The sequence below is a fragment of the Streptomyces sp. NPDC054956 genome (assembly GCF_053609185.1).
In genome coordinates this window covers 1-10,460 of the sequence record NZ_JBSGXB010000274.1, presented here as the reverse complement: position 1 = coordinate 10,460, position 10,460 = coordinate 1, and the positions used below count along the sequence as shown (strand labels likewise).

The following is a 10,460-nucleotide window of genomic DNA, read 5'->3' as shown; positions in this document are numbered from 1 at the left end:
GGCCTGCTGCGTGCGCGCAGCGCACCGTGTGCCCCGGCGGGCAAATCCAGCCCCGCCGGCGATTGAGGCGCGGGTCCGGGCCGGTCCGGGACGCGGCGTCAGGCGGGGCGGCGGGAGAGGCGGGTCAGGGAGATCGTCTGGAGCAGGGCCAGGCCGCCGGTCAGCGTTTCCCAGAGCACCGGCTCCCCCGGCCGCTCCGTACCCCACCGCCAGGCCGGACCGTGCGGGTCCACCAGCACCCGCAGCCCGGCCGAGCCCACCGGGAGCGGTCCGAGGTCGCGCCCCGACTCCGTGCGCAGGTGGCCCCCGGCCTCCACCACCCGCTCCACCCGGCCCTCCGCACGCAGCGTGTGGTCGTCCCACGCGTAGCTGCCGACCAGCGCGATCAGCACCGCCCCCGTCGCCAGCACCGTCCGGTGGACGAAGCCCGCCTCGGTGCCGTTCGGCACTCCGGACACGAACGCGAACAGCGCCAGCAGCACGGGCAGCCAGTGCGGCTCGGGGCCGCGCATGAGGATGACCGCGGCGAACTCCGCAGCCAGGGCGAGGGAGTTGCGCACCAGTGCCCCGGAGACCGATATCGACATGCGCACATCATGCCGGTGATATTCACGTGCACGCCCGCCGGGGCGGTGTCTAGGATCCCGCACAAGGGCTGGGTCGTAGCACAGAGGTAGTGCGCCTACACAGCATGGAGGAGGACGCCGGTTCGAATCCGGCCGCCCAGCCCCCTTTCCTCCCCTACCGCGCGGCCGTGCCCGCCACCCACGCCCCGGCCGCCGCGATCGCCGCCGCCGAGGCCGGGAGCGGCAGGCCCAGGAATCCGTGGAAGACCCCGGGGACCAGGTGGATCGTGCAGTCCACACCCGCCCCGCCCAGCCGGCGCCCGTACGCCAGGCCCTCGTCCCGCAGGACGTCGCAGTCCGCGAGGACCAGCAGCGTGCGCGGGAGGCCGGACAGGTCGGGGGCGCGGAGCGGGGAGACGTGCGGGTGGGCCGGGTCGCCGCCGTACTGGTCCCAGTACCAGGCCATGTGGTCGGCGGTGTGGAAGTACCCCCGCCCGTACGCGGCGACCGACGGCGAGTCCATCGACGCGTCCAGCGGCGGGTAGAACAGCAGCTGCCCCGCCACCAGTTCGGGGGCCCGCGAGGCGGTCACCGCCGCGAGGTTGCCCCCGCTGGAGTCCCCCGCGACGACCACCCGCGAGGGATCGCAGCCCAGCGCCGCGGCCCGCGCGCGGGCCCACAGCAGAACGGTCAGCGCGTCGTCGGGCGCAGCCGGCCAGGGGTGTTCGGGGGCGAGGCGGTAGTCGGCGGAGACCACCACCGTGCCCGAGGCCACGGCCAGCGCGCGGCAGAGCGCGTCGTGGGTGTCGAGTCCGCACATCACCCAGCCCCCGCCGTGGAAGTACACGGTCAACGGGCGACCCGCCGAGCCCGGCGCCGGATCGTAGATCCGGACCGGGACCCCGTCCGCGGTCGCGTCCCGCACCGAGTCCACGTCCGCGCCGGGCGCCCGGCCCGCCGCCGACGCGGCCCGCAGGGCCGCCACGTCCCCCGGCCCGGGGAAACCGGCCGACATCGCGTCGCACAGCCGGCGGGCCTGCGGGGAGAGCGAATCGCTCACCGCGTCGTGCGGCCGGCCGTCCGCCGGCGAGAGGGAGCCGCTCACCGCGTCGTCAGCCCGCCGTCGACGGTGAACTCGGCCCCCGTGATGTACGAGGAGGCGTCCGAGCAGAGGAAGAGGACCAGCTCCCCGACCTCCTCGGGCCGTCCGATCCGGCCCAGCGGCACGTGCGACCAGTCCCGCCCCGCGACCGCCTCGCTGACCATCGGGGTGTCGATCGCCCCCGGATGCACGGAGTTGATCCTGATCCCGTCCCCTGCGAGGTCCAGCGCCGCCGACTTGGTGAGCCCCCGCAGTGCGAACTTGCTCGACCCGTACGCCGCGTGGCCCGGGATGCCGGTCAGTCCGGCGGTGGAGGAGACGTTGACGATCGAGCCGCCCCCGCCGGCGCGCAGCAGCGGGGCCACCGCCTGGATGCCGAGGAAGGGGCCGAGCAGGTTGACCCGCAGCAGGGCTTCGAAGTCTTCGAGGCCCTGCCGTTCCACGTGCGCGGTGCGCCACAGGGCCGCGTTGTTGACCAGGGCCGATACGGTGCCGAAGGCGCGTACGGCCTCGCGGACCACCTCCGCCCAGCTGTCCGCGTCGGCCACGTCGTGGCGTACGTAGAGCCCCTGGTCCCCGAGCGAGGCGGCGACCGCGCGGCCCTCTTCCTCTCTGATGTCGGTGACGACGACCCGCGCGCCGGCCCGCGCGCACAGCCGGGCCTCGGCGGCGCCCTGGCCGCGGCCGGCTCCGGTGATGACGACGACCTTGCCCTCCAGACTCACGGACACCGGTCAGCCCTCCAGCGCGCGGAAGTGCGGGATGACGGTCTCGCCCCACTGGCGGATGGTCTCCATGCACGCTTCCTGCGGGACGGTGCCCATCTGGATCAGGCACATGACCTCGTCCACGCCGATCTCGCGCAGTTGCTCGACGTAGGCGATGGCCGTCCGGGCGTCGCCGTAGGCGTGCGCGGCGTTGTAGGTGCCGGTGTCCACGGGGCGGGCCGGGATGTTCGCCTCGTGGAGCTTGGCGACGAGCTCCTCGCGGCCCCGCTCCAGCGCGGCCACGTGTTCCTCGGCGCTCTCGTCCTCGGACCAGCCGGTGGGCTCGGGGGCGTTGCCGTACCAGTGCGCGATGGACTCGGCGAAGAAGCGCTGGCCGCGGGTGCCCAGGCGCAGCGCGCGCTCGGCGTCGTCGAGGACGATGGTCGGGCAGAGGGCGGAGAGGTGGTCGTTGACCTCGCTGGAGACGAAGCGCTCCCCGGTGCGGGTGGCGATGGCCTCGTCGTAGACCTTGCGCATCTCGCGGACGTCGTCGGCGCCGGCGAAGCCCATCACCAGGGCCCCGATGCCCAGTTCGGCGGCGAGCTTGAGGGTGTCGTGCTTGGAGCAGGCCATGAACAGCGGCGGGTGGGGGTCCTGGACCGGGCGGGGCAGGATCGCGCCGGGGCCGATGTCGATGGAGCCGTGCCACTCGAACTTCTCCTCTCGCCAGGCGGAGGAGAAGATCCGCAGCGCCTCCTCCATCTGCGGGTAGGTGTCCTCGGGCCTGACCCCGTACATGGACATCTCCTGGCGGGTGGCCCCGCGTCCGGCGCCGATGTCGACGCGGCCCCCGGAGAGCACGTCGAGCATGGCGGCGCGTTCGGCGACGCGTACGGGGTGCTGGTAGCCGAAGGGCATGGTGACGACGCCGTGGCCGATGCGGATCCTGCGGGTGCGGGCGGCGACCCAGGTCAGGAAGATCTCGGAGGCGCTCATGTGGGCGTACTGGGTGAGGGCGTGGTGCTCGACGGCCCAGATCCGGTCGAAGCCCATCTCCTCGGCGAACACCGCCTGTTCCACGCAGTCGTGGATGACCTGGCGTTCGCGTTCGGGGGTCGGGTCGACGAGCTGGGCCTCGAAGATCATCGAGAACTTCACGGTGCACCTCCCGGCCGTGCGCGGGGCACGGCATGTGAACGATGTATTTCGAATAGGAATACTTCTAGCAGTCATAACTCACCGGGGGAAGGGTCACTGCGAAGACCGGTCGTAGACTGCGCTGCGTGGCAGATCAGGCGGCAGACGAGACGAACGAGCGTGCGCTCCCCGCGACCAGCTGGGCGGTGCTCGGGCTGCTCTCCTTCGGAGAGGAGCTCTCCGGCTACGACCTGAAGAAGTGGTCGGACTGGTCGCTGCGCTTCTTCTACTGGAGTCCGTCCTTCAGCCAGATCTACAGCGAGCTCAAGCGGCTGGAGAAGGCCGGGTACGCCTCCTCGCGGATGGTCGCCCAGGAGACCGGCACCCGCGACAAGCGGGTGTACCGGATCACCGACGAGGGCATGACGGCCGTACGGCGATGGGCGCGCGAGGCACCCGTCGACCCGCCGGTGCTCAAGCACGGGCCGATGCTGCGCCTGTGGCTCGGCCACCTGCTGGAGCCCGAGCAGATGCGCGAAGTCCTCGTACAGCACCAGGAGTTCGCGGAGAAGATGCGCCGGCGCGCGGTGGCCGACGCGGACGGCGCCAAGGACGAGGCCTCGTGGGCGTATCCGGCGCTCACCCTCAAGTGGGCGGAGCGGTACTACGCCTCCGAGCGCGACCTCGCGGCCGCCATGCTGGAGGACATCGAGGCGCTGGCGGACGGATCCGGCGAGCCCAGTACGCCCGGCGCATCCGGGGCGCCCGGCGCATCCGGCAAGCGCCCGTAGGTGCGCCGGAAGTAGAGCAGCGGCGCGCCTTCGCGGTGCGCCGTCAGGGCGGTGACCCTGCCCAGGGCGATCGCGTGGTCGCCGCCGTCCAGGACCGCCTCCAGATCGCATGCGACGGTGGCGAGCACCCCCTCCAGCAGGGGCGCGCCGTTGCCGGCCGCCCGCCAGGGGACGCCGGCGAACTTGTCGCCCCCGGTGACGGCGAACCGGCGGCACAGGTCCTCCTGGTCGGCGGCCAGGATGTTGACGGCGAAGGCGCCGGCGGCCTGGATCTTCGGCCAGGTGGTGGACGTGCGGGCCGGGCAGAAGCAGACCAGCGGCGGATCCAGGGACACGGACGAGAAGGACTGCACGGCCATCGCGACGGGACGGCCGTCGGCTTCGCGCGCCGTGACGACGGCGACGCCGGTGCAGAAGCTGGACAGGACCGACTTCATGTCGGACATGAGAACCTCCTCTGATTATTCCTACTAGGTATATGCCTAACCGAAACACCTGTGATTGGATACCGCCCACGCTCGCTCGTCAAGTAGGGAGGGTCCGATGCCAACACCGCCCCCGCCGCAGCCGCCCGCCACGCTCGCCCGGCTCCCCGAGTACGCCGCCGCCGCGTACGGGGAGGCCGAGGCGCTCGCCGACGGAGAGGTCCGCTGGACCTTCACCCGGCTCGCCGCCGAGATCGGCGCGGCCGCCCGCGCCGCCGTCGCCCACGGCATCCGGCCCGGGGACCGGGTCGCGATCTGGGCCCCCAACAGCCGCCGCTGGATCACCGCCGCCCTCGGCGCGGTCGGCGTCGGGGCCGTGCTCGTCCCCGTCAACACCCGCTACAAGCCCGCCGAGGCGGCCGACATCATCCGGCGCAGCGGCGCCCGCGCGCTCTTCACCGAGCGCGGCTTCCTCGGCACCGACTACGCCCGCGACCTGCACGCCTCCGGCGAGGACCTGGGGGCGCTCGCCTCCACGGTGATCCTGCGCGGCGGGGACGAGGGCGACCACGCCCCCGGCGACGGCACCCCCACCGCCACCACCGGCTGGGCGGCGTACCTCCGGGCCGGCGGGTCCGTCTCCGAGGAGGAGCGGGCCGCGCGCGCGGCCGCCGTACGCCCCGAGGACCTCAGCGACATCCTCTACACCTCCGGCACCACCGGCCGCCCCAAGGGGGTCATGACTACCCACGGTCAGACCGTCCGGCTCTACGCCTCCTGGTCCGGCCTCGTCGGCCTGCGCCCCGGCGACCGGTACCTGCTGGTCAACCCGTTCTTCCACACCTTCGGCTACAAGGCCGGCGTGCTCGCCTGCCTGCTGCGCGGGGCCGCCATGCTCCCCGAGGCCGTCTACGACACCGACCGGGTCCTCGCGCGCATGGCTGCCGAGCGCGTCACGTGTCTGATGGGTCCGCCGACCGTCTTCCACGGCCTGCTCCGCCACCCGCACCGCACCTCGTACGACCTGACCGCCCTGCGCCTGGCCGGCACCGGGGCCGCCTCCGTGCCCACCTCCCTCGTGGAGGAGATCCGCGCCGAGCTGGGCGCGCCCGAGGTGTTCACGGCGTACGGGCTCACCGAGTCGGGCGGGGTCGTCTCCGTCTGCCCCACCGACGCCGACGCCGAGACGCTCGCCACCACCGTCGGGCTGCCGCTGCCCGGCACCGAGGTGCGGATCACCGACCCGCTCGGCGCGGTGCTGGCCGCCGGGGAGGCGGGCGAGGTGCAGGTCCGCGGCTACCACGTCACCCCCGGCTACCTGGACGATCCGGCGAGCACCGCCGAGGCCGTGCTGCCGGGCGGCTGGCTGCGCACCGGGGACATCGGGGTCCTGGACGGGCGCGGCTACCTCTCCATCACCGACCGGCTCAAGGACATGTACGTGGTCGGCGGCTTCAACGCCTATCCGGCGGAGGTGGAGAACGTGCTGCTGACCCACCCCGCCATCACCGACGCCGCCGTCGTCGGTGCCCCCGACGAGCGGCTCGGCGAGGTCGGGGTGGCCTACGTCGTCACCACCGGGCCGGTCGCCCCCGAGGAGCTGACCGCCTGGGCCCGGGAGCGGCTGGCCAACTTCAAGGTGCCGCGCAGGTTCACCCGGGTCGAGGCGCTCCCGCGCAACGCGGGCGGCAAGCTGCTCAAGACGGAGCTGCGGCGCGCGGCCCGGGGGGAGTCCACGTGAGGACGCTGGAGCCGACCGCCGAGCACGAGGAACTGCGCGACGCCGTACGGGCGGTGCTCGCGCGCCGTCCCGGCCACGCGGCCTGGGCCCCGCTGACGGCCCAGGTGGGCGCGGCCGCGCTGGCGGTGCCCGAGGAATACGGAGGTCTGGGCTGCGGGAGCGCCGAAGTCGCCGTGGTCATGGCGGAGCTGGGGCGCGCGCTGAGCCCCGTACCGTACCTGGGATCGGCGGTGCTGACCGTACGGGCGCTGCTGGAGTCCGGGGACCGCGACGCGTGCGCGCGGCACCTGCCCGGGCTGGCGGACGGGTCGGCCGTGGGGGCGCTGGCCTGGGCCGAGGAGGGCGGCTGGGAGGCCCCGGCCTTGCGGACGCGGGCCGAGAGGGCGGAGCCGTCCGGGTCCGGCGCCGCCGGCTGGCTGATCGGCGGCTCCAAGCGGTACGTGCTCGGCGGGCCCGCGGAGCCCTCGCTGTTGCTCGCCTTCGCGCGGACCCCCGACGACCGGCTCGGGCTCTTCGAACTCACCGCCCCGCCGGCGGCCTTCACCGTACGCTCCACGATGGACCGGACCCGCCCGCTCGCGGAGCTGGAACTGGACCGGACCCCGGCCCGGCTGCTCTCCTCCGACGGCGCCGCGGTGCTCGACCGGGTCCGGGACTGGGCGTGCACGGCGCTCGCCGCCGAGCAGGCGGGGGCGGCGGCGCGGGCCCTGGAGACGACCGTGCGGTACGCGAAGGAGCGGGTGCAGTTCGGGCGGCCCATCGGCTCGTTCCAGGCGGTCAAGCACCGGCTGGCCGACATGTACACCGCCGTGGAGGGAGCCCGCTCCCTCGCCCTCGCGGCGGCCGCCGAGGACGCCCCGCCGGCCCTGGCCGCCGCGGCCAAGTCGGCCTGCTCGGAGGCGTTCTCGTACGTGGCGGGCGAGATGATCCAGCTGCACGGCGGGATCGGCATCACCTGGGAGCACCAGGCACACGAGTTCTTCAAGCGGGCGCACGGTTCGGCACTGCTGTTCGGCTCCCCCGCCGGGCACCGCGAACGGCTGGCGGCCCGGCTCGGGTTCCTCCCGGCCTGACGACCGGCGGACCGGCGGGGGCTGCCGTACCCTCGGGCCCATGACGGGCAGCGCGATGGACCTCCGGAAGATCGAACAGACCGCTCCTGCGCTGGTGAGCCTCTACAAGAGCGCCGGGGTCTCGCTCCGCAAGCACGGTCTGGAGGGCGGACGCGCCGCGGTCTACCTGGTGCTCGACTACTCCGGATCGATGCGTCCGTACTACGAGGACGGCAGCGTGCAGGCCCTGGCCGACCAGGTGCTGGGGCTGTCGGCGCACCTGGGGGACGAGGACGGACGGGTGCCCGTCGTGTTCTTCTCCACCGAGGTCGACGCGCTGGAGGAGATCTCCCTCTCCGGACACGAGGGGCGGGTCACCGCGATCGCGGCCGGGCTCGGCCACATGGGCAAGACCTCGTACCACGCGGCGATGGACGCGGTGATCGACCACTACCTGGACTCGGGCTCGACCGCCCCCGCGCTCGTCGTCTTCCAGACCGACGGCGGTCCGATCAACAAGCTCGCCGCGGAGAAGTACCTGTGCAAGGCCGCGACGCTGCCGCTCTTCTGGCAGTTCGTCGGCTTCGGGAACACGCGCAGCTCCCAGTTCGACTTCCTGCGGCGGCTGGACGAACTGCCCGTCCCGGGCAAGCGGGTGGTGGACAACGCGGGCTACTTCCACGCCGGCCCCGACCCCCGGACGGTCCCGGACGCCCAGCTCTACGACCGTCTGGTCGGGGAGTTCCCGGCGTGGCTGGCCGCCGCCCGCGCGGCGGGCATCGTGCGCGCCTGAGCGGCACCCACCGGCCCCTCGCGCTTTGATGGACGCATGACGACGAACAACTGGGCCGCTTTCGAGAAGGCGGAACCGGACTTCGCTGCGGCCGTCCGGGCCCGCTTCGCACAGTTCCCGCACCACATCCTCGCGACCCTGCGCAAGGACGGCTCCCCCCGCGCGACCGGGCTGAACGTCGAAATCCGCGGCGGCGAGCTGTGGCTGGGCATGATGCCGGGCTCGATGAAGGGCAAGGACCTGCGGCGCGACCCGCGCTTCGCCCTGCACACCAACCCGGGCGAGGGCGAGACCATGCCGGACGGGGACGTACGGATCTCCGGGCGGGCGGTGGAGATCGTGGAGCAGCCCGAGCTCCACCGGTACGCGGAGGAGGCCGAGGAGAACGACACCCCGCACCCCTTCGACCTGTTCCGCGCCGAGCTGACGGAGGTCGTCCACGTCGGCGTCGAGGGCGACGACCTCGTGGTGCGTACGTGGACCCCGGCGCAGGGCCTGCGCACCCTGCGCCGGGGCAACGACGACGAGCCGGTCCGCGAGGAGCCCGCGGGCGGCTGAACCGGGACCGCTCAGGCCCTGGCCGAGGCCTTCGGGGTCACGGCCGGGGCCTTGGCAGGGGCCGGGCTCCTGGCCGGGCTCTTGGACGAGGCCTTGGCCGGGCTCTTCGACGGCGCCTTCGCGGTCTTGCCCGGAGCCTTCGGACCCTTGCCCGGGGCCTTCGGGGTCTTGCCCGGGGTCTGGCCGGCGGCCTTCGGGGCCTGGTCCCCGACCTCCAGCCAGCTCCGGTCGATGTTGAGGGTCACGTCCCCGTACGTGGCGTCGTGGTCCCCCCGGAACTGGTGGGCCCGGCGCGCCCCCGCCCACTGGCCCGTGCCGGCGGGCAGCCCCAGGTCGGCGTCGGTGACGGAGGCCGATCCGTTCCAGCGGGCCACCCACAGCACGTCGGGCATGGAGTCCGGGGCCTGGGCGTAGTGGGCGCTCAGCGCCTTGGCCCCGGAGCTCGCCGAGACGTAGGCGGCCGCCCCGTAGCCCAGTTCGTGCAGCCGGACCGTCCAGGCGGTGAGGTAGGCGACGACCGGGGCGTCCCAGGTGGCCCGGTCCGTGTAGTTCTCCAGGTCGTTGTAGAGGACCGTGCCCTCGGCCAGCCCCAGTGCCGCGGCGGCGTGGGCCGCGCCCTCGGCCTCCGCCCGGCCCTGCTCGTTGGCCTCCGAGGGATCGGTGGAGAGCCCCGTGGCGGAGCTGCTCCAGGGCTGGGGTCCGACCCAGATCGGCATCAGGTGCCAGCCCGCCGCGGCCTGCCGGTTCACCCATCCCGCGGTGAGCTGCGGCTGCGCGCAGGCACGGGCGCGGCCGCCGATGTAGACGCCGACGGCGCCGAACGGCGAGTCGGCCCGCCAGGCGTCCATGGTCCGCTGGGACGGGGCCGTGCAGGCGTCGAACCCCTCGCCGGTGAACGGCTCCTGGGCAGTGGCCCGGGGACCGCCGATGACACCGACGGGGACGACGGGAACGGGACCGGGGGCGGCCGCGGGTTCGAGGGAGCGGGCCCGGGTGAGCACCGCGCGCACGGCCTCGGGCGTGGTCCCGTAGGAGACGGTGGCCATCAGCCCGGCGCGGCGCAGGGTGTAGCGGAGCTCGTTGCTGTCGCCCCGGACCTTGGGCAGGGGGTCGCCCTCGTCCCCGCCGACGGTCGGGATGTCGGCGCGCGGCGGGGCCCCTTCGAGGGGTTCCAGGTGCAGGGTGTCGGCGCGGGGGGCGGCCGCGCGGGCGGCCCCGCATTCGCCCTGGGTGCCGGCGGGCCCGAGGTAGAGCGTGGGCAGGTCGAGGCGCAGGCAGGCCTCGGGGTTCCGGTCGAGGTGGACGACGCGCCAGCCGGCGGGGACGGTGAGCCGCAGCCCGCGGTAGTCGACCGTACGGCCGGCGTCGGCGGTGGCCCCGGCGCCGGGGTTCCCGGCGGTGGCGTCCCCGGCGGTGGCGTCCCCGGTCCCGAGGGGGACGGGAGCGAGCAGCGCGGCGCCCAGCAGGCAGCTCAACATCATGTGGGAGGGCAGCATGTGACCCACTGTTACCAGACGGCGGGGCCCCTCCTCCGAGTGGAGGGGCCCCGCGACTGGCCCGTCCGGCCCAGCGGGAGTCCCCTTATCCC

Annotated in this window: 10 protein-coding genes, 1 tRNA gene and 1 pseudogene; 6 read left to right on the top strand and 6 right to left on the bottom strand. The window is 74.0% G+C overall.

The window, feature by feature from the left end; translation table 11 throughout:
* Positions 1-98: 98 nt before the first annotated feature.
* Positions 99-587 (bottom strand): hypothetical protein, encoded by a 489-nt coding sequence (locus ACWGDE_RS30685; RefSeq protein ID WP_453392288.1) that lies wholly within the window; start codon positions 585-587, stop codon positions 99-101.
* A 67-nt stretch (positions 588-654) separates the two neighbouring features.
* Between ACWGDE_RS30685 and ACWGDE_RS30680 the strand changes: the two genes are divergently transcribed.
* Positions 655-729: transfer RNA gene (locus tag ACWGDE_RS30680), tRNA-Ala, on the top strand.
* A 12-nt stretch (positions 730-741) separates the two neighbouring features.
* Here ACWGDE_RS30680 and ACWGDE_RS30675 read toward each other — a convergent pair.
* Genes ACWGDE_RS30675 through ACWGDE_RS30665 form a run of 3 tightly spaced genes read right to left on the bottom strand, consistent with a single transcriptional unit; the run spans position 742 to position 3,533 of the window.
* The gene (locus ACWGDE_RS30675; protein WP_453392287.1) at positions 742-1,671 is read right to left on the bottom strand and encodes an alpha/beta hydrolase; all 930 of its coding nucleotides are present in this window, start codon (positions 1,669-1,671) and stop codon (positions 742-744) included.
* Complete coding sequence (locus ACWGDE_RS30670) at positions 1,668-2,393, bottom strand: SDR family NAD(P)-dependent oxidoreductase (protein WP_453392290.1); 726 nt, start codon at positions 2,391-2,393, stop codon at positions 1,668-1,670. The genes ACWGDE_RS30675 and ACWGDE_RS30670 overlap by 4 nt, the downstream gene beginning before the upstream one ends.
* A 9-nt stretch (positions 2,394-2,402) precedes the next feature.
* Entirely contained in the window at positions 2,403-3,533 is a 1,131-nt protein-coding gene (locus ACWGDE_RS30665; RefSeq protein WP_453392286.1) for an LLM class flavin-dependent oxidoreductase, read from the bottom strand.
* 116 nt (positions 3,534-3,649) lie between these two features.
* Between ACWGDE_RS30665 and ACWGDE_RS30660 the strand changes: the two genes are divergently transcribed.
* Positions 3,650-4,303, top strand: coding sequence for a helix-turn-helix transcriptional regulator (locus ACWGDE_RS30660; protein ID WP_453392289.1), 654 nt, complete (start codon positions 3,650-3,652; stop codon positions 4,301-4,303).
* Between the two features lie 47 nt (positions 4,304-4,350).
* On the opposite strand, the pseudogene ACWGDE_RS30655 reads toward ACWGDE_RS30660, so the two are convergent.
* Positions 4,351-4,740, bottom strand: a pseudogene (locus ACWGDE_RS30655) (flavin reductase family protein); the annotation flags it as partial.
* A 106-nt stretch (positions 4,741-4,846) separates the two neighbouring features.
* On the opposite strand from ACWGDE_RS30655, the gene ACWGDE_RS30650 reads away from it, so the two are divergent.
* The 4 genes from ACWGDE_RS30650 to ACWGDE_RS30635 are packed head-to-tail and all read left to right on the top strand — an operon-like array spanning position 4,847 to position 8,872.
* Positions 4,847-6,469, top strand: a complete 1,623-nt coding sequence (locus tag ACWGDE_RS30650) for a FadD3 family acyl-CoA ligase (RefSeq protein WP_453392285.1) — start codon at positions 4,847-4,849, stop codon at positions 6,467-6,469.
* The gene (locus ACWGDE_RS30645) at positions 6,466-7,542 is read left to right on the top strand and encodes an acyl-CoA dehydrogenase family protein (RefSeq protein WP_453392284.1); all 1,077 of its coding nucleotides are present in this window, start codon (positions 6,466-6,468) and stop codon (positions 7,540-7,542) included. Before ACWGDE_RS30650 ends, ACWGDE_RS30645 begins: the two co-directional genes overlap by 4 nt.
* A gap of 40 nt (positions 7,543-7,582) precedes the next feature.
* Complete coding sequence (locus ACWGDE_RS30640; RefSeq protein WP_453392283.1) at positions 7,583-8,314, top strand: VWA domain-containing protein; 732 nt, start codon at positions 7,583-7,585, stop codon at positions 8,312-8,314.
* Between the two features lie 36 nt (positions 8,315-8,350).
* Positions 8,351-8,872: a pyridoxamine 5'-phosphate oxidase family protein gene (locus ACWGDE_RS30635; RefSeq protein WP_453392282.1), complete on the top strand. Its 522-nt coding sequence runs from the start codon at positions 8,351-8,353 to the stop codon at positions 8,870-8,872.
* Positions 8,873-8,883: 11 nt separating this feature from the next.
* Here ACWGDE_RS30635 and ACWGDE_RS30630 read toward each other — a convergent pair whose 3' ends face one another.
* Positions 8,884-10,368 carry a glycoside hydrolase domain-containing protein gene (locus ACWGDE_RS30630; protein ID WP_453392281.1) on the bottom strand — a complete coding sequence of 495 codons (1,485 nt, stop codon included), beginning with the start codon at positions 10,366-10,368 and terminating at the stop codon, positions 8,884-8,886.
* Positions 10,369-10,460 lie beyond the last annotated feature (92 nt).

What these genes read in the sequence shown, in the direction of transcription:
- ACWGDE_RS30685 (WP_453392288.1), bottom strand. Translation starts at nt 587, where the DNA reads ATGTCGATATCGGTCTCCGGGGCACTGGTGCGCAACTCCCTCGCCCTG.
- ACWGDE_RS30650 (WP_453392285.1), top strand. Translation starts at nt 4,847, where the DNA reads ATGCCAACACCGCCCCCGCCGCAGCCGCCCGCCACGCTCGCCCGGCTC.
- ACWGDE_RS30640 (WP_453392283.1), top strand. Translation starts at nt 7,583, where the DNA reads ATGACGGGCAGCGCGATGGACCTCCGGAAGATCGAACAGACCGCTCCT.
- ACWGDE_RS30635 (WP_453392282.1), top strand. Translation starts at nt 8,351, where the DNA reads ATGACGACGAACAACTGGGCCGCTTTCGAGAAGGCGGAACCGGACTTC.
- ACWGDE_RS30630 (WP_453392281.1), bottom strand. Translation starts at nt 10,368, where the DNA reads ATGCTGCCCTCCCACATGATGTTGAGCTGCCTGCTGGGCGCCGCGCTG.